Source organism: Solimonas aquatica, assembly GCF_900111015.1.
Taxonomy (GTDB): domain Bacteria; phylum Pseudomonadota; class Gammaproteobacteria; order Nevskiales; family Nevskiaceae; genus Solimonas; species Solimonas aquatica.
Genome location: NZ_FOFS01000002.1, coordinates 310,312 through 327,726 on the forward strand (window position 1 = coordinate 310,312; position 17,415 = coordinate 327,726).

Annotated in this window: 16 protein-coding genes; 9 read left to right on the forward strand and 7 right to left on the reverse strand. The window is 66.3% G+C overall.

The features are described 5' to 3' along the window. Positions 1 to 8 precede the first annotated feature (8 nt). The 7 genes from BMY12_RS20775 to BMY12_RS04010 form a co-directional block, all read right to left on the reverse strand. Positions 9 to 992: a septal ring lytic transglycosylase RlpA family protein gene (locus BMY12_RS20775; protein WP_093282335.1), complete on the reverse strand. Its 984-nt coding sequence runs from the start codon at positions 990 to 992 to the stop codon at positions 9 to 11. Beyond that, complete coding sequence (mltB, locus tag BMY12_RS03985) at positions 989 to 1,990, reverse strand: lytic murein transglycosylase B (RefSeq protein ID WP_093282337.1); 1,002 nt, start codon at positions 1,988 to 1,990, stop codon at positions 989 to 991. The genes BMY12_RS20775 and mltB overlap by 4 nt, the downstream gene beginning before the upstream one ends. Further along, positions 1,990 to 3,075: a rod shape-determining protein RodA gene (gene rodA, locus BMY12_RS03990; protein WP_436278855.1), complete on the reverse strand. Its 1,086-nt coding sequence runs from the start codon at positions 3,073 to 3,075 to the stop codon at positions 1,990 to 1,992. The genes mltB and rodA overlap by 1 nt, the downstream gene beginning before the upstream one ends. Before the next feature lie 46 nt (positions 3,076 to 3,121). Next, entirely contained in the window at positions 3,122 to 5,110 is a 1,989-nt protein-coding gene (gene mrdA / locus BMY12_RS03995) for a penicillin-binding protein 2 (RefSeq protein ID WP_093282340.1), read from the reverse strand. Between the two features lie 4 nt (positions 5,111 to 5,114). Beyond that, positions 5,115 to 5,606: a rod shape-determining protein MreD gene (gene mreD, locus BMY12_RS04000; RefSeq protein ID WP_093282343.1), complete on the reverse strand. Its 492-nt coding sequence runs from the start codon at positions 5,604 to 5,606 to the stop codon at positions 5,115 to 5,117. Then, entirely contained in the window at positions 5,603 to 6,571 is a 969-nt protein-coding gene (gene mreC, locus BMY12_RS04005; protein WP_093282346.1) for a rod shape-determining protein MreC, read from the reverse strand. Before mreC ends, mreD begins: the two co-directional genes overlap by 4 nt. A 172-nt stretch (positions 6,572 to 6,743) precedes the next feature. Next, complete coding sequence (locus BMY12_RS04010; RefSeq protein WP_093282348.1) at positions 6,744 to 7,781, reverse strand: rod shape-determining protein; 1,038 nt, start codon at positions 7,779 to 7,781, stop codon at positions 6,744 to 6,746. Between the two features lie 207 nt (positions 7,782 to 7,988). On the opposite strand from BMY12_RS04010, the gene gatC reads away from it, so the two are divergent. The 9 genes from gatC to purU all read left to right on the forward strand — a co-directional run bounded on the left by gatC (position 7,989) and on the right by purU (position 17,290). Next, positions 7,989 to 8,276, forward strand: a complete 288-nt coding sequence (gene gatC, locus BMY12_RS04015; RefSeq protein ID WP_093282351.1) for an Asp-tRNA(Asn)/Glu-tRNA(Gln) amidotransferase subunit GatC — start codon at positions 7,989 to 7,991, stop codon at positions 8,274 to 8,276. An 86-nt stretch (positions 8,277 to 8,362) separates the two neighbouring features. Continuing rightward, positions 8,363 to 9,820 carry an Asp-tRNA(Asn)/Glu-tRNA(Gln) amidotransferase subunit GatA gene (gatA, locus tag BMY12_RS04020; RefSeq protein ID WP_093282354.1) on the forward strand — a complete coding sequence of 486 codons (1,458 nt, stop codon included), beginning with the start codon at positions 8,363 to 8,365 and terminating at the stop codon, positions 9,818 to 9,820. Between the two features lie 18 nt (positions 9,821 to 9,838). Then, complete coding sequence (gene gatB, locus BMY12_RS04025; protein WP_093282356.1) at positions 9,839 to 11,287, forward strand: Asp-tRNA(Asn)/Glu-tRNA(Gln) amidotransferase subunit GatB; 1,449 nt, start codon at positions 9,839 to 9,841, stop codon at positions 11,285 to 11,287. A gap of 130 nt (positions 11,288 to 11,417) precedes the next feature. After that, positions 11,418 to 12,305: an Hsp33 family molecular chaperone HslO gene (hslO, locus tag BMY12_RS04030; RefSeq protein ID WP_177188828.1), complete on the forward strand. Its 888-nt coding sequence runs from the start codon at positions 11,418 to 11,420 to the stop codon at positions 12,303 to 12,305. A gap of 54 nt (positions 12,306 to 12,359) precedes the next feature. Then, positions 12,360 to 12,824: an SET domain-containing protein-lysine N-methyltransferase gene (locus BMY12_RS04035; RefSeq protein WP_093282362.1), complete on the forward strand. Its 465-nt coding sequence runs from the start codon at positions 12,360 to 12,362 to the stop codon at positions 12,822 to 12,824. A gap of 811 nt (positions 12,825 to 13,635) precedes the next feature. After that, positions 13,636 to 14,421 carry a DUF1295 domain-containing protein gene (locus tag BMY12_RS04040; protein WP_093282364.1) on the forward strand — a complete coding sequence of 262 codons (786 nt, stop codon included), beginning with the start codon at positions 13,636 to 13,638 and terminating at the stop codon, positions 14,419 to 14,421. Between the two features lie 7 nt (positions 14,422 to 14,428). Then, positions 14,429 to 15,484, forward strand: coding sequence for an SAM-dependent methyltransferase (locus tag BMY12_RS04045; protein WP_093282367.1), 1,056 nt, complete (start codon positions 14,429 to 14,431; stop codon positions 15,482 to 15,484). Next, positions 15,484 to 16,230: a hypothetical protein gene (locus tag BMY12_RS04050; protein WP_093282369.1), complete on the forward strand. Its 747-nt coding sequence runs from the start codon at positions 15,484 to 15,486 to the stop codon at positions 16,228 to 16,230. Before BMY12_RS04045 ends, BMY12_RS04050 begins: the two co-directional genes overlap by 1 nt. 190 nt (positions 16,231 to 16,420) lie before the next feature. Then, entirely contained in the window at positions 16,421 to 17,290 is an 870-nt protein-coding gene (gene purU, locus BMY12_RS04055; RefSeq protein WP_093282372.1) for a formyltetrahydrofolate deformylase, read from the forward strand. The last annotated feature ends 125 nt before the right edge of the window (positions 17,291 to 17,415 follow it).

Genomic DNA, 17,415 nt, shown 5'->3' on the forward strand with positions numbered 1-17,415 from the left:
CGTGGGCATCAATCGCGCAGATGGAAGGCCGCGTAGCCGGCGCTGTGCAGCAGGTCGATGCTGGCCTGGGCCTCGCCGTCGCTGGCAAACGGTCCGACCACCACGCGATGCAGACGGCCACCGAGCGCTTCGCGCACGCTGACCTGGCGCATGCCCTGACGCTGCAGCTGCTCGCGCAGGCTCAGCGCATTGCCGGCTTCACTGAAAGAGGCGACCTGCAGCCAGATCGGCTTGCCGGCGTTCTTCTTGCCGCCGGTCTTCGCGGGCGGCGAGGCCGACATCTGCGGCAGCGGCGCCGCCGGCGCGGCGGAAGCCAGCATCGGCGTCTGATCGTCCGGCATCAGGCCCAGGATTTCGACCTCGGCGGTGCCGTGGCCGATCAGGTCCAGCTTCAAGGCGGCGGTATAGGACAGATCGATGACGCGTTCGGAGTGGAAGGGGCCGCGATCATTGACACGCACCACCACGCTCTTGTTGTTGTCGAGATTGGTGACGCGCACATACGAGGGAATCGGCAGCGTCTTGTGCGCCGCGGTCATCGCGTACATGTCGTACAGCTCGCCGCTGGAGGTGGCGCGCCCCTGGAATTTCTTGCCATACCAGGAAGCGTGGCCGCGCTCGCGAAAGCCTTCGGCGCTGGGCAGGACGCGATAGACCTGACCAAAGGCTTCGTACTCCGGCGGATTGCCGGAAGCGCTCAGGGGTTCGCGACGCGGCACGGCGTCGGGGATGCTGGCCAGGTTGCCCGGAATCTCGTCGGCGCCGGGCGGGCCATCCGGCGTGCCGGGGGCATAGAGCTTCACCTGCGGACGCTGCGTGCCGGCCGCTGCATTGCCGCCTGTCGCCGGCGGCGTGCTGGTGCGCGGCACCGTGGCGCCGGCACCGACCGCCACGGGTTTGGGGCGGCCGGGCGCGCGGGCCGGCGGTGCGCTCACGCAGGCGCTGAGCAGCACGAGCAGGCCCGGCACGAAGACACGACGCCAGCGCATCATGGCGTGGCGGCGGCATAGGCCGCGCTGATTTTCTGCGCCAGCTGGGCGACCGCCATGGCGTAAAAGATTCTGGGGTTGTAGGTCATCACGACGTAGAAGTTGGGTAGCGCCAGGTAGTACTCGCGACCGTCGCCGTCCAGGGGAAGTTCAATCACGCCCACCGCCAGTTGCTGCGGCAGGGCGACCTCCGCCAGCAGGCCGGCGGCCTGCAGCTCGTCGACACGGTAAAAAGCCTCGCGGCTGTTGACGCGCAGCTGCGCCGGCAGCGTTGCGGCCTTCAGGCGGGCCGGCACGATCAGCGGCTCGCCGCGCCGCCAGCGCCAGTCCGGCGAGTAGTGGGTGAAATAGTTCGCCACCGAGCCGATGGCGTCCGGCAGCGACCACAGATCGCGATGGCCGTCGCCGTCGAAGTCCAGGGCCAGGCGCCGGTAGTTGCTGGGCATGAACTGCGCATCGCCCATCGCCCCGGCATAAGAGCCTTTCAGCTCGCAAGGGTCGAGCGCCCGCTCGCGGCACAGCGCGAAGAACTCGGCGAGCTCGCCGAAGAAAAACTTGCTGCGCGTGGGATGATCGAAGCCCTGCGTGGCCAGGGCGTCGAGCACGCGCACCTTGCCGGTGACGCGGCCATAGCGCGTCTCCACGCCGAGAATCGCCGCGATCACCGCTGCCGGCACCCCGTATTCGAATTCGGCGCGCGCCAGCGTGTCCTGCTGTTCGCGCAGCAGCGTCACGCCATCGCGCACCCGCGCCTCGTCGATGCGCCGTGAATACTGCGTCCAGGTTTCGGTTTTTTCCGGCGCCTTCTGTTCCTGCTCGATCAGCTGCGGCAGCTGCTGCGCGCTGCGCAGGGCATTGATCACCGGCGGCAGATCGGCCTGGCTGAAGCCGTAGTCGTCCTGCAGGCGCTGCAGCAGCTCGGCGGCGCGCGGATGCGTGCTGTAGTCGGCCACCGCCGCCAGCGGCAGCAACAGGAGCAGCAGGGGCAGTAGCGGCCGCATCAGTTGGCGATCAGCTTGCGGTGGGTGTGGATGGACATGAGGATGCCAAAGCCCGCCAGCAGCGACACCGCCGAGGTGCCGCCATAGCTCACCAGGGGCAGCGGCACGCCCACCACAGGCAAAAGCCCGATCACCATGCCCATGTTGATGAACACGTAGATGAAGAAGGTCATCGCCAGGCTGCCGGCCAGCAGGCGCTGAAAAGTGTCCTGCGCGCGCGCGGCGATCCACAGGCAGCGGCCGACGATGGCCAGATACAGAACCAGCAGCAGCATCACGCCGAGAAAGCCCAGCTCTTCGGAATACACCGCGAAGATGAAGTCGGTGTGTGCCTCGGGTAGGAAGTCGAGCTTGGCCTGTGTGCCCTTGAGCCAGCCCTTGCCGAAGGTGCCGCCGGAGCCGATGGCGATCATCGACTGCGTGATGTGATAGCCCGCGCCCAGGGGATCGCTTTCCGGATCCAGCAGGGTGAGGATGCGCTGGCGCTGGTATTCCTGCAGATGCGTCCACAGTACCGGCGCCGCCGCACCCAGGGCCGCGGCGGCGCCGAGCATCCAGCGCCATTGCAGGCCGGCGAGAAACAGCGCGAAGCCGCCGCCGGCGACGATCAGCAATGCCGTGCCCAGGTCCGGCTGCTTGGCGATCAGCGCCGACGGCAGCGCGACGATGAACAGGGTGATGCCGATGGTGAACAGGCTCGGCGGCAGGCGGCGCAGGTGCAGGAAGGCGGCGACCGTGGTCGGCATCGCCAGCTTCATGAATTCCGAAGGCTGGAAGCGCACCACGCCCAGATCCAGCCAGCGCTGCGCACCCTTGGCGTGATCGCCCAGCAGTTCCACCAGCACCAGCAACAGCAGCGTGCCCAGGTACAGCCAGGGCGCGACGGTGCGGAACAGGTCCGGCGGCGTCTGCGCAATCGCGGCCATCACCACCAGGCCCAGCAAGACGCGCTCGCTCTGGCTGATCACGCCTTCGATGGAGTGGCCGGAGGCCGAGTACTGCACGAACACGCCCAGCGTGGCCACCGCCAGCAGCAGTGCCAGCAGCCAGATGTCGATGTGCCAGGACTCCAGCCAGTCGGCCATGCCCGGTTCCGGCTTGTGGCTGGGCCGGCGGATCGCGGCCAGCGCTTCAGCGATCATCTTCGTCGTCCTCGGGGGGCAGGTTTTCGCCGATTCCGCCCGGCGGCTGTTGCTGCGCCGGCACCAGCGCCGGCGTCACGCTGCTGCTCGGCTGCTGTGCACTCTCGTTGCCGTAGAGCACATAGCCCAGCAGGTACTGATCCATGATCTGCCGCGCGATCGGACCGGCGGCGCTGGCGCCATGGCCGCCGTGCTCGGCCATCACCGCCACCGCGATCTTCGGATCCTCGGCGGGGGCGAAGGCGATGAACAGCGCGTGGTCGCGCAGATGCTCGGGCAGCGATTCCTGCGTGGGTGCCTTGATCTCGTCCTGACGCAGGCCCACCACCTGCGCGCTGCCGGTCTTGGCGGCGATGCGATACGGCGCGTTGTGGCCCACGGCGTAGGCGGTGCCGCCCTGCTGCTGGGCCACGGCCTCCATGGCGGAAATCACCGTGTCCCAGCTGCCGTTGTCCTTGAGGTCGATCTTGCTCAGCGCCTGCGGCAGCACCGGCTCGATCTTGCGGGTGATGGGGTCTTCGGTGGCGTGCACCACATGCGGCTTGAATCCGGCGCCGCGCATGGCGATGCGCGCCACCATCTGCGCCAGCTGCATGGGCGTGGACTGGATGTAGCCCTGGCCGATGCCGGTATTGAGCGTTTCGCCCGGATACCAGTTTTCCTTGCGCATGCGCAGCTTCCATTCGCGCGAGGGATACAGGCCGGCCTTTTCCAGCGGCAGATCGATCTCGGTGCGATGGCCCAGGCCGAAGGCGGTCATCGCCTCATGCATGCGGTCGATGCCCAGATTCATCGCCAGATTGTAGAAGTAGATGTCGCAGGAGCGCATCACCGCGTCGGCCATGTCCACCGGGCCGTGACCGCTGCGCTTCCAGCAGCGGTACTTGCGCGCCGAACCCGGCAGGCTCATCTCGCCGTGGCAGTATTCGGTGTGTTCGGGCGTGACCACGCCGTATTCCAGGCCCACCAGCGCCATGGTCGGTTTCACCGTCGAGCCCGGCGGATAGAGGCCCTGCAGCGCGCGGTTGAACAGCGGTCGCGCCGGATCGCCCATCAGCTGCTGATAGGTGGCGCTGTCGATGCCGCCCACGAACAGCTGCGGATCGAAACTGGGCTGGCTGACCAGGGCCAGCAGCTCGCCATTGCGCGGGTCCAGGGCCACCACCGCGCCCTTGAAGTTGCCCATGGCCTTTTCCGCCACCTGCTGCACCTGCGCGTCGATGGACAGATACAGATTGCGGCCCGGATAGCCGGGACGGTAATCGAGTTCGCGCAGCGGCCGGCCGTAGGCATTGGCCTCGATGATCTTGGCGCCGGGCTCGCCGCGCAGCAGGTCTTCCTGGCTCTTCTCGACGCCGTTCTTGCCGATCTGGGTCAGGCCCAGGTACTGGTTCTCCGGCGCGGCGCGCAGCTCGTCCTCGCTGATGCCGCCCACGTAGCCGATCAGATGCGCGGCCGAAGCGCCCAGCGGGTAATTGCGGGTGAGGCCGGCGTTGATGTCCACGCCGGGGAAGCGGTAGCGGTCGATCTCGTAGCGCGCCACTTCCTCCATGCTCAGGTTGGAGCGCAGGGTCACGCCGCGATAGCGCGGGCTCTTGCGGACATGATCCTTGAAGCGCGCGATGTCGGTTTCGGTGAGGCCCACCACCTCGGTGAGATGGCTGAGCAGCTCGTCCATGTTGCCGACCTGCTCGGGCGTCACCTCCAGCATGAAGGCCGGCTGGTTCTGCGCCAGCAGCACGCCCTTGCGGTCGTAGATCAGGCCGCGCACCGGCGCCACCGGCACCACGCGCATGCGGTTTTCGTCGGCGCGCGTGGAGTACTGCTGGGTGTCGATGATCTGCAGCTGCACCAGACGGCCCACCAGCAGCAGCGCCGCCAGCACGCAGAACGCCACCGCCAGACCGATGCGGCGCAGGAAGGAGTTGCGTTCCGCGGAAACATTGCGCAGCGAGATGCGCCGCCGGCGTCGGGCCACAGGCCTATTCCTCTTCGCCCGGCTGGCGGATCAGCTCCATCACGCTCCACAGCAGCGGCCAGGACAGGGAAGTGGACAGCGCCGGCAGCCAGCGCAGCCAGCGGTCGGCGGTGTGGTGGGTTGCGCCGTCGATCCAGTACATCAGGAAGCAGTAGATCACCCAGGCCGGAATCAGGGCCAGCGTCGCCTGCCAGAGCGGAAAGACGATGAAGAAGCTGCGCAGGCTCACCACCAGATAGATCAGCACCAGCAGGCCGATGGCGTGCTGGCCCATGGGCGTGCCGAGCAGCACATCCATCAGCAGGCCGATCAGGAAGGCGGGCAGCAGCATGGGCAGCTGCGGCTCACGCAGCGCCCAGTAGGCCAGCAGCATGGCCGGCAGCAGCGGGCGCGCCGCCGCCAGGCTCTCCGGCAGCTGCACGATCTGCAGCACCAGGCCGAGCAGCAGGCTCAGCAGATAGGCGGTCCAGGTGGCGCGGGTGCTGGGGCGGCTCACGGGCGGCCTGCGGGTTTGGCGGCCGGGGCGGCGGCGGGCAGGGGCTTGGTGGCAGGCGCGGGCGCCGGCTTGGCGGGGACGCTGGCAGCGGGCTCGGCGGCGGGTTCCTCGCTGGCGGGCGCGCCGTTGCGGTTCCAGACCAGCAAGGCCTGACGGCCCTGGTTGAGCTTGGCCGCCGGGTAGGCGTAGGCCTCCATGAAGTGTTCACCGGCCACCGGCTTGACCTCGTAGACCGTGCCCACCGGATAACCCGCCGGGAAGCGCCCGCCCAGGGATGAGGACACCAGCAGATCGCCGGCCTTGATGTCGGCATTGCTGGGCAGAAAGGGCAGGCGCAGGCCGCGTTCGTCGCCCAGGCCCAGGGCGATGGTCTGCAGGCCGGTGCGGTTGATCTCGATGGGCACGCCGTGGTCGGGATCGGTGACCAGCAGGGCCTTGGCGCTGTGTGCGGCCACTTCCACGATCTGGCCCATCACGCCGTAGGCATCCACCACCGCCTGGCCGCGATACACGCCGTCGCTGCTGCCGCGGTTGAGCATGATCTGATGGCGGTAAGGGTCCTGGCTGACGTTGACGATCTCCGCCACCAGCACCGCCTCGGGCAGCTGCGCCGTGGAGGCCAGCAGCTCACGCAGACGGCGGTTCTCGGCCTCCAGGCCCTGCAGGCGTTGCAGCTGTGCCTGCAGCACGAACTGCTGCTGCCTGAGGTTCTGGTTGTCGCGCTCCAGGCTGCTCTTGCTGTCGATGCCGCCCAGGCTGTGCCAGAGCCGTGGCGGCAGTTCCGCCGCCCAGACCACCGGTGTGAGTGCGGCGGCGCCCCAGTGACGCAGGCCCTGCAGACGCTGGCCGCGCACGTCGTAGAACAACAGGCTCAGGGCGAGCGCCAGCATCAGCAGTGTCTTCAGACCGAAGCCCGGCCCGCGTGGGAACAGCGGACGGTGGTAAGAGTCGTGCAGCGAGGTCAATTGCGCGCCGTCGGCCAGTGTGCGGAAGAATCAGGCTGGCAGCGGAGGCAAAGCCCCGCTGCGAATCGCCTTTGTAATGATGCGCGCAAGCATAGAAGGCAGGCGCGCTTGCGGCAATGTTGCCAACGACAAAAGCCCGCTGGCAGCGGGCTCTTGCACAAACCCATGTGAATCAGTCCAGGCTGTAGAAATCCGACTGCCGGTCCAGCATGTCCAGCACCATGCCGCCGCCGCGCGCCACGCAGGTCAGCGGGTCGTCGGCGATGATCACCGGCAGGCCGGTCTCCTCGGAGATCAGCTTGTCCAGGTCGCGCAGCAGTGCGCCGCCGCCGGTCAGCACGATGCCACGCTCGGCGACGTCCGAACCCAGTTCCGGCGGGGTGCGTTCCAGGGCCTGCTTCACGGCCTTGACGATGCCGCTCAAAGGCTCCTGCAGGGCGTCGAGGATCTCGTTGGAGTTCATGGTGAAGTTGCGCGGCACGCCGGCGGCCAGATGGCGGCCCACCACGTCGATCTCCTGCACCTCGTGGCCCGGGAAGGCGGTGCCGATCTGGATCTTGATGCGCTCGGCGGTGGCCTCGCCGATCAGCATGTTGTACTGGCGGCGTACGTAGGAGACGATGGACTCGTCGAACTTGTCGCCACCGATGCGCACGCTCTCGGCGTAGACGATGCCGTTGAGCGAGATCACCGCCACTTCGGAGGTGCCGCCGCCGATGTCGACCACCATCGAGCCGCGCGCCTCGCCGATGGGAATGCCGGCGCCCAGGGCGGCGGCGATGGGTTCTTCAATCACCCAGACCTTGCGCGCGCCGGCGTTTTCCACGGATTCGCGGATCGCGCGGCGCTCCACCTGCGTGGAGCCGTAGGGTACGCAGACCACCACGCGGGTCATGGGCCGGCTCATGCGGCCCTTCTGCACCTTGCGGATGAAGTGCTGCAGCATCTTCTCCGTGACGGTGTAGTCGGCGATCACGCCGTCGCGCAACGGGCGCACGGTGGTGATGTTGGTGGGAGTGCGGCCCAGCATCTGCTTGGCCTCGATGCCCACGGCCTCGACCTTCTTGGCGCCGCGCGCATCCATGCGGATGGCGACCACCGAGGGCTCGTTGAGCACGATGCCTTCGTCGCGCACATAGACCAGGGTGTTGGCCGTGCCCAGGTCGATGGAAAGATCGTTGACAAAAAGACGGCGAACGGCGTCGAACATCGCTTTTTTGGCCTGTGCTGGGATTTGAGGTCTTGAGGGCTGGAAAAGCCGCGGGTGGCGGCCCAGTGCGTGGCCATCTTCCAGTAGAATGCGGCTTCACGCGCTTAAACGAGCGCGCATCATAAACTATTTTCCGCGCCGTACAGGGTCCAGCCGGAACCCGCCGGAGCCTGACGCCAAGCCCTTTTCATCACGCTGCAAGCCCCCATGAGCCTGACTCCCGATACCATCCGCCAGGTAGCGCATCTTGCCCGCCTCGAACTCAAGCCCGAGCAGGTGGCGCACTACTCGCAGCAGCTTTCCGACATCATGACGCTGGTCGATCAGCTGTCCAGCGTCGACACCGCCGGTGTGGAGCCCATGGCCCACCCCCTGGACATGCACCAGCGCCTGCGCAGCGACGTGGTCAGCGAACCCGATCAGCGCGAGCAGTTCCAGGCCATTGCCCCGGAAGTGGACAACGGTCTGTATCTGGTGCCCAAGGTCATTGAGTAACACCGTGACGGGTGATCCGTGATTCGTGCGGGGTAAAGCTCGCACGGATCACCGGGTCGCCGGTCGCCCATCACGATTTCAGACAAATGCATACGCAATCCATTGCTGAACTTTCCGCCGGGCTCAAGGCGAAGAAATTCTCTTCGCGCGAGCTGACCGCGCACTACCTGAAGCGCATTGAAAGCTTCGACAAGCAGCTCAACAGCTACATCACCGTCACCGCCGAGCAGGCGCTGGCGCAGGCCGACGCCGCCGATGCGCGTCTGGCGCAGGGGCAGGGCGGGGCGCTGACCGGCATCCCGCTGGCGCAGAAGGACATCTTCTGCACCACCGGCGTGCGCACCTCCTGCGCTTCGAAGATGCTGGACAGTTTCATTGCGCCCTACGACGCCACCATCGTCAGCAAGCTGCACGACGAGGCCGGCATGGTGATGCTGGGCAAGTGCAACATGGACGAGTTCGCCATGGGCTCGTCCACGGAAACCAGCTGGTACGGTCCCACCGCCAATCCCTGGGACGTCACGCGCGTGCCCGGCGGCTCCTCGGGCGGTTCGGTGGCGGCGGTGGCGGCGGGCCTGGCCCCGGCGGCCACGGCCAGCGACACCGGCGGCTCGATCCGCCAGCCCGCGGCCCTGACCAATCTCACCGGCATCAAGCCCACCTACGGCCGCGTCTCGCGCTACGGCATGATCGCCTTTGCCTCCAGCCTGGATCAGGCCGGCGTGGTGGCACGCTCGGCCGAGGATGCGGCCTACGTGCTGCAGGCCATGAGCGGCTTCGATCCGCGCGATTCCACCAGCATCGAACGTCCGGTGGATGATCTGCTCGCGGGCCTGAACGGCTCGATCAAGGGGCTGAAGATCGGTCTGCCCACGGAATACTTCGCCAAGGGCATGTCGGCCGGCGTGCAGCAGCGCGTGGCCGAGGCCATCGAGGTGTTCAAGAAGCTCGGCGCCGAGGTCAAGGAAATCTCCCTGCCCAATTCGCCGCTGTCCGTGCCCACCTACTACGTGGTGGCGCCGGCCGAGGCCAGCTCCAATCTCGCGCGCTTCGACGGCGTGCGCTACGGCCATCGCGCGCAGGACGTGAAGAACCTGGAAGAGCTGTACAAGCGCTCGCGCGGCGAGGGTTTTGGTGCGGAAGTGCAGCGCCGCATCATGATCGGCACCTATGTGCTGAGCCACGGCTACTACGATGCCTATTACCTGCAGGCGCAGAAGCTGCGCAAGCTGATCTACGAAGACTTCAAGCGCGCCTTCGCCGAGGTCGATCTGGTGCTGGGCCCCACCGCCACCGACGTGGCATTCAAGCTCGGCGAGAAGTCCGACGATCCGGTGGCCATGTACTTGAATGACATCTACACCATCGCCGCCAACCTTGCCGGCATTCCGGCGATGTCCCTGAGCTGCGGTTTCGTGGACGGTCTGCCGGTGGGTCTGCAGCTGATGGGCAATTACTTCTCCGAAGCGCGCCTGCTCAATGCCGCACACCAGTACCAGCAGGTCACGGATTTTCACAAGCAGATGCCCAAGGCGTTTGTGTAATTTTTCGGGCACGACGATATGAGCTACGACAGCAAGACCTGGGAAGTGGTGATCGGCCTGGAAGTGCATTGCCAGCTGCTGACCCAGACCAAGATTTTCTCCGGCGCCGCCACCGCCTACGGTGCTGCGCCCAACACGCAGGCCGACGCGGTGACCCTGGGCCTGCCCGGCGTGCTGCCGGTGCTGAACAAGACCGCGCTGGAATACGCGGTGAAGTTCGGTCTGGCGGTGGACGCGCAGATCGCGCAGCGCTGTGTGTTCGCGCGCAAGCATTACTTCTACCCGGATCTGCCCAAGGGCTACCAGATTTCGCAGTACGAACTGCCCATCGTGCATCACGGCCATCTCGACATCGAGATCGATGGCGGCGTGAAGCGCATCGGCATCACCCGCGCGCATCTGGAAGAGGACGCCGGCAAGTCCCTGCACGAGGGTTACAGCAAGCAGACCGGCATCGATCTGAACCGTGCCGGCACGCCGCTGATCGAGATCGTCTCCGAGCCGGACATCCGCTCGGCGGCCGAGGCCGTGGCGTATCTGAAGAAGCTGCATCAGCTGGTGGTGTACCTGGGCGTCTGCGACGGCAACATGCAGGAAGGCTCCTTCCGCTGCGATGCCAACGTCTCCGTGCGCCGTCGCGGTGAAACCAAGTTCGGCACCCGCACCGAAACCAAGAACGTCAACAGCTTCCGCTACGTGGAAAAGGCCATCGAGTTCGAGATCGAGCGCCAGATCGACGTGATCGAATCCGGCGGCAAGGTGGTGCAGGAGACGCGCCTGTTCAACCCGGATTCCGGCGAGACGCGCTCCATGCGCTCCAAGGAAGACGCCAACGACTACCGCTACTTCCCCGATCCGGACCTGCTGCCGGTGGTGGTGACGACTGCGGACATCGAGCGCATCCGCGCCACCATGCCCGAGCTGCCGCAGGCCAAGAAGGAGCGCTTCATCGCGCAGTACGGCCTGCCGGCCTACGATGCCGGCGTGCTGACCGGCGAGCAGGCCCTGGCCGAGTACTACGAGGCGGTGGTGGCGACGTCCAACGGCGATGCCAAGACCTGCGCCAACTGGGTGATCACCGATCTGCTCGGTGCGCTCAACAAGCTGGGCAAGGACATCAGCGCCTCGCCGATCAGCGCCGCCAGGCTTGCCGGACTGATCGCGCGCATCGCCGACAAGACCATCTCCGGCAAGATCGCCAAGGAAGTGTTCGAGGCCATGCTCGCCGGCGAAGGCGATGCCGACACCATCATCAAGGCCAAGGGCCTGGTGCAGATCACCGACGAGTCGGCCATCGTCAAGGCCATCGAGGACGTGATGGCGAAGAACCCGCAGCAGGTCGCCGACTATCGCGGCGGCAAGGACAAGCTGTTCGGCTTCTTCGTCGGTCAGGCGATGAAGGCCACGCAGGGCAAGGCCAATCCGGACGCGCTCAACCGTCTGCTCAAAGAGAAGCTTGCGGGGTGAGCCGGGCTTTCGAGCGGCGTCAGCCGCGAGCCGGCGAACGCCCGTCGGCCTGCAGGCCGACGGGCCGGGGCCAGCCAGCGCTGGCCGGCCTGGTCTTGACCGAGGACTGTGGGGCCCATAAATGCAAGTCATGAGCAACCGACTCACCGAGTTCCTGTTTCCGGAACTGGGCGCGCGTGGCGCGCTGATCGAGTTCGATCAGGGCATCGAGCACATGCTCGGCTCGCGGCCGTATCCGGCCGATGTGCAGCGGGTGCTGGCGCAGGCGCTGGCCGCCATGCCGCTGCTGGCCGCGCACACCAAGCTGGAAGGCCGCATCAGCCTGCAGTTCCAGCATGCGCAGGGCGCGTTGCAGATGCTGGTGACGCAGATCGAAGGCGGCCTGCACGGCCAGAGCCTGCGCGTGCGCGGCATGGCCAAGTGCCGCGAGAACGCCGCCGGTGATTTCCAGAGCCTGCTGCAGGGCGGACAGCTGGGACTGCTGCTGGAGCCGGAAGGCAGCGGCCAGAACTATCAGGCGCTGGTGGCCATCGAAGGCGCGAGCCTGGCCGCGGCCCTGGAGCATTACTTCAATCAGTCCGAGCAGCTGCCCACGCTGCTGCGTCTGGCCTATGACGGCACGCAGATCCGTGGCCTGATGCTGCAGCGTCTGCCGCTGGGCGAGAAGAACAGCAGCGAGCAGAACTGGGAACATCTGCAGGCCCTGTTCAACACCCTGGCCGAGCCCGAGCTGGCGGCGACGCCGGGGCTGACCATCCTGCATCGCCTGTTCCATGCGGAAGCCCTGCGCGTGTTCGACGCCGTGCCGGTGCAGCTGGCCTGCCGCTGCTCGCGCGAGGGCATCGCCACCATGCTGCTGTCCCTGGGCGAGGCCGAGCTGCAGGATCACCTGCAGGAACATGGGCAGTTCGATGTCACCTGCGAGTTCTGCGGGCGGCAGTATCTGTTCACCGGCGAGGACGTGAATGCTCTGCTGCTCTCGGCGCAGATGCAGCCGTCGAACCAGACGCGGCATTAGGTTCATCCTGAACAGGACCGCGCCATTTCGGGTCCGGACGATACAAGCACGCCCATGATTCTGCCGCGCTACCGCATCGATACCTCCAGCATTCCCGGCGCTGGCAAGGGCCTGTTTCTCGAAGAAGCGGTAACGCGCGGCGCGGTGCTGATCGCGCCCGACGCCGTGCACACCGTCTGGCACGAGGATCGGCTGCGCCAGTTGCCGCCGGACAGCATCGAGGTGGAATCCAGCGTGCGCTGGTTCGAGCGCTGGTTCTCGCTCACGCCGGAGTGGAGTGACGAGTGTTATGTGAATCACTCCTACAGCCCCAATGCGCTCTGGCATCTGGGTTTCATCTTTGCGCTCTCCGAGTTGCCGGCCGGCAGCGAAGTGACGATGGACTACCGCTACGTGATTGGCGACGGTGAATGTCTGCCGTTCTGCGACGCGCTCACCGGCCGCGAGATCGTGGGCCTGCCCTGGCCACAGGTGATGTCGGAGAGTGCGCAGCAGCTGGCCAGCCTTTTTCGCGGATGAGCGCGAGCGCCCACTGAATCCATCGTAGGGCGGGTTAGGCGCGATAGCGCCGTAACCCGCCAAGCTTTGCTGTTGTTGCTAGTTTTTTGCTTGATCTATTGCCTTATTCCACCGCCCTTCGGCGGTGGAGTCACTTCTCTTTGCTTGTGCAAAGAGAAGTAACCAAGAGAAAGCACACCCCGGCTCCGGCGCCCGCTGCGCGGGTCCCTGAGCTGTGCAACGTGCTCGGGGCCGTTGCAGACACGCCATCCATGGCGTGGCTGCAACTGAGCTGCCCTTCCTGGGCAGCTCTCCCCTGCGCTCGCCGCACAGCTCAGCGCCAGAGACGGGGACCCCAAAGTCAAAAGCCACAGCAGCTTCGCGCGCGAAGCTCTGCTTTGCTGTTGCCGTGGCTTGTGACCTACCCCCCTTTGCCTCGCACCGAGCAGCGCAGCGAGCGCAGTGGGAGAGCCGAACAGGAAGTTCGGCTCAGTTGCAGCCGCGCCAGGGATGGCGCGTCTGCAACGGCCCCGAGCACGCGAGCAGCGCAGGCTTCCGCCGCCGCGACAGCGGCGGCGGATGCGAGGCGTAGGGCGTGTTTTCTCTTGGGTACTTCTCTTTGCACGAGCAAAGAGAAGTACCTCGGGCGCCGAAGGGCGCACGAAACCAAGGCCAGATCAGGAAACCAAACCCAGCAAAAAACAACAAAGCCCAGGCTAGCGGGCCATGCCACTCACGCGCCTGAAGCACCCCTGGACGATGGACCTGGCGCGGCCCCTGCAAACTTCCGGGACGCTTGCATCCAGTCCCCAAGCCGCGCCGTATTGGCAGTATGCACGTCTCACCCCTCACTGCTTTTGCCCTGAGCGCCGCGCTCGCCGTCGCCGCCAAGACCGGTGCGTGGCTGCTGCAGAAGCGCACGCGTAACGCTGGCACCGTGGATGCGATCTGGGCCTGGACCCTGGGCGGTCTGGCAGCGCTGTATGCACTCTGCGGCGATGCGCCCGATGCCTTGCGCTGGACGCTGGCGCTGATGGGCGGGCTCTGGGGCCTGCGCCTGGGCACGCATCTGTGGCGGCGCAATCATGGCAGGCCCGAGGACTGGCGCTATGCGCAGTTTCGCGCGCAGTGGGGCGCAGCCGCCGACTTCAAGATGTTCTGGTTCTTCCAGTTCCAGAACCTGTTCACCCTGATGCTGGCGGCCTCGGCCTATCTGCCCCTGGCTTATCGCGACACGCTGCCCGCACCCTGGCAGTTCGCGCTGGCCTTGAGCCTCTGGCTGATCGCCGTGCTCGGCGAGCGGCTCGCCGATCGGCAGATGGAAGCCTTTCGCGCCAACCCCGCCAACAAGAACCGGGTCTGCGCGCAAGGCCTGTGGCGCTGCTCGCGGCATCCTAATTATTTCTTTGAATGCCTGCACTGGTGCGCGTATCTGCCGCTGGCGCTGGGCGCGCCCTATGGCTGGGCGGGTCTGGCGGCGCCACTGATCATGGCCTGGCTGCTGCTGAAACTCTCCGGCGTGCCCTTGCTGGAAGCCGAGATGCTGCGCCGCAAGCCCGACTATGCCGAGTACCTGCGCCGAACCCCGGCGCTGATTCCCTGGTTTCCGAAGTCCTGAGGACGTGATGGATCTGATCGAGCTTTGCGAGCGTGGCCTGATTCCCGATGCGCTTACCCGTCTGGGCATGCGCAAGCTCATTGGCCAGCGTCTGGTGGACGAGGCCGCGCAGCAGGGCGAGCGCCGTGCGCAGCGTTTCGCGCAGTTTCTCGACGAGCTGCGCGCCAGCCCCATCGCCATCGAAACGCAGGCGGCCAATGCGCAGCATTACGAGGTGCCGGCCGAGTTCTTCCACCGCCATCTCGGACCGCACCTGAAGTATTCCTGCTGTCTGTATCCGCAAGGCGATGAAAGCCTGGCGCAGGCCGAGGCGGCCATGCTGCAGCTCTACACCGAGCGCGCCGGGCTGGCCGATGGTCAGAGCATCCTGGACCTGGGCTGCGGCTGGGGCTCGCTGTCCCTGTATCTGGCGCAGCGCTATCCGCGTGCGCGCGTGGTGGGCCTGTCCAACTCGCATGGCCAGCGTGAATTCATCGAGGCGCAGGCGCGCCAGCGGGGCCTGTCCAATCTCACCATCCTCACCGGCAACATCGTGCAGTTCCAGATGCCGGAGACGCAGCTGGCGGGCGGCTTTGATCGCGTGCTGTCGATCGAGATGTTCGAGCACATGAAGAATTACGGCCAGCTGTTCGCCAAGGTGGCGGGCTGGCTCAAGCCCGATGCGCGCGTGTTCGTGCACGTGTTTGCGCATAAGCTGCTGGCCTATCACTTCGAGGTGCAGGGGCGCAGCGACTGGATGAGCCAGTATTTCTTCACCGGCGGCACCATGCCCAGCGAGCATCTGTTCGCGCACTTCCAGGATGATCTGAAGCTGGAGCGGCAGTGGTGGGTCAACGGCCGGCACTACGAAAAGACCGCCAATCACTGGCTGGAGAATCTGGACGCCGCGCGCGCGCAGATCCTGCCGCTGTTCGAACAGGCCTACGGCGGCGCGGCGCCGGCGCGCCTCTGGCTGCAGCGCTGGCGCATGTTCTACCTGGCGGTGGCCGAGCTGTTCGGCTATGCGCAAGGCGAGGAGTGGGGCGTGGCGCACTACCTGTTTTCACCGCGGGCGCGTGCCTGATGCGCGGCGTACTGGCCTTGTGGCTGGTCCTGCTCGCAACCGGCGCCGGCGCGGCGCCGCAGATCGAACGCTTCTACGGTTACGCCTACGAGCTGAAAAGCGGGCGTTATCTCTATACCGAAGCGCATGAGCAGCGCGTCGATGGCGAGCAATGGCTGGGCGGCAGCATCCGTTACTACACGCCCGATGCGCAGCTGATCGGCGTCAAGACCCTGGATTTCAGCCGCGATCCCTACGTGCCGCTATACCGCTTCCGCGTCGAGCGCGACGGTTACGAGGAAGCCATCACGGCGGTGAGCCCGCAGCTCATCATGCAGAAGCGCGAACGCAGCGGCGCCAGGCTGCAGGAAAAGAGTCTGGCCTATGCACCGGGACTCTGCGGTGACTCGGGTTTTCACAGCTGCCTGCGCGATCATTTCCCGGCGCTGATGAGCGGCCAGGTGTACAGCTTCATGCTGGCGGTGGCCGGCAATCTGGACAGCTACCATTTCCGCGCGCAACGCATTGCCGATACCCAGTTCGAGGGCAGGCCGGCCGTGCGCTTTCGCGTCGAGCCGGATTCCATGCTGCGCTTCTTCGTCGATCCGCTGGAAGTCACCTACGATCCGCAGCAGCGCCGCCTGCTGGAGTACCGAGGCCTGGGCAATGTGCCGAGTCCGGAAACCGGCAAGCCCTTCGTGGCGCGCATCGCCTACTACAGCAAGCCGCCGCCCGAGGTGCTGCGCCTGCCGCCGCTGGGGCCGTAGAGGCGCAAGGCCTGGGGTACCGCGCGGGGACCGGTTGGACACCCTCTGATTTTCCTTTCGCGTCCTTGCGTCCTTCCTGCCAGGGCGTGATTCTTTTGCGGTCCCGTGGCGGATCGGTGCCGGGGGCTCTATCGCCAAGCCCGGCTGCTTCCGGTATAAACGCGCACCCCCACGCTTCGAGCGCTGCGCCATGAGTACCGAACCGGACACCACCGCCCGTCTGCTGATCACCTGTCCCGATCAGCCTGGCATCGTCGCGGCCGTGACCACCTTCCTGTACCACCACGGCGTCAACATCACCGAGCTGGATCAGCACTCCACCGATCCGGAAGGCGGGCGCTTCTTCCTGCGTCTGGAATTCCAGACCCCGCATCTGGACGTGCCGCGCGCCGCCCTGGAGCGCGCCTTCCGCGAGGCGGTGGCCAGCCACTTCGAGATGAACTGGCGCATCAGCTACGCCGCCGACAAGCCGCGCATGGCGCTGCTGGTCTCCAGGCACGATCACGCGCTGATGGAGCTGCTGTGGCGCTGGCAGCGCGGCGAGCTGCGCGTGGACATTCCCGTGGTGATTTCCAACCATCCGGATCTGCGCGAGGCCGTGGAACGCTTCGGCGTGCGTTACGAGCATGTCGCCATCGACGCCGCCACGCATGCCGAATCCGAGGCGCGCATGCTGGCGCTGCTCGACGGGCAGTGCGACTTCATCGTGCTGGCGCGCTACATGCGGATTCTCTCGGCGGAATTCGTGGCGCGTTACCCGCAGCGCATCATCAACATCCATCACAGCTTCCTGCCGGCCTTCGTCGGCGCCGATCCTTATCAGCAGGCCTATGACCGCGGCGTGAAGCTGATCGGCGCCACCGCGCACTACGTGACCCGCGATCTGGACCAGGGGCCGATCATCGATCAGGACACCGCGCGGGTTTCACACCGCCACGAAGTGCCCGACCTGCGCCGCCTGGGCCGCGACCTGGAACGCCAGGTGCTGGCGCGCGCGGTGCGCTGGCATGTCGAGGACCGCGTGATCGTCAACGGCAACAAGACGATTGTGTTTGCTTAAGCTGGAGCGGGGCCCCAGCCCCGCCCGTTTGTGCGGCAGGACTGCCACTGGCAGTCCTCGAAAGCTCATGCCTTGAGCAGCGTGTGAGTGTTATACGGGTTTTCGATCCTGTATCTGGAGCGGGG

Coding starts and splice junctions, on each gene's coding strand:
- BMY12_RS04050 (WP_093282369.1), top strand. CDS start 15,484: ATGCGCGGCGTACTGGCCTTGTGGCTGGTCCTGCTCGCAACCGGCGCC.
- mltB (WP_093282337.1), bottom strand. CDS start 1,990: ATGCGGCCGCTACTGCCCCTGCTGCTCCTGTTGCTGCCGCTGGCGGCG.
- BMY12_RS04045 (WP_093282367.1), top strand. CDS start 14,429: ATGGATCTGATCGAGCTTTGCGAGCGTGGCCTGATTCCCGATGCGCTT.
- gatA (WP_093282354.1), top strand. CDS start 8,363: ATGCATACGCAATCCATTGCTGAACTTTCCGCCGGGCTCAAGGCGAAG.
- rodA (WP_436278855.1), bottom strand. CDS start 3,075: ATGGCCGACTGGCTGGAGTCCTGGCACATCGACATCTGGCTGCTGGCA.
- gatC (WP_093282351.1), top strand. CDS start 7,989: ATGAGCCTGACTCCCGATACCATCCGCCAGGTAGCGCATCTTGCCCGC.
- BMY12_RS04035 (WP_093282362.1), top strand. CDS start 12,360: ATGATTCTGCCGCGCTACCGCATCGATACCTCCAGCATTCCCGGCGCT.
- purU (WP_093282372.1), top strand. CDS start 16,421: ATGAGTACCGAACCGGACACCACCGCCCGTCTGCTGATCACCTGTCCC.
- BMY12_RS04010 (WP_093282348.1), bottom strand. CDS start 7,781: ATGTTCGACGCCGTTCGCCGTCTTTTTGTCAACGATCTTTCCATCGAC.
- BMY12_RS20775 (WP_093282335.1), bottom strand. CDS start 992: ATGATGCGCTGGCGTCGTGTCTTCGTGCCGGGCCTGCTCGTGCTGCTC.
- gatB (WP_093282356.1), top strand. CDS start 9,839: ATGAGCTACGACAGCAAGACCTGGGAAGTGGTGATCGGCCTGGAAGTG.
- BMY12_RS04040 (WP_093282364.1), top strand. CDS start 13,636: ATGCACGTCTCACCCCTCACTGCTTTTGCCCTGAGCGCCGCGCTCGCC.
- hslO (WP_177188828.1), top strand. CDS start 11,418: ATGAGCAACCGACTCACCGAGTTCCTGTTTCCGGAACTGGGCGCGCGT.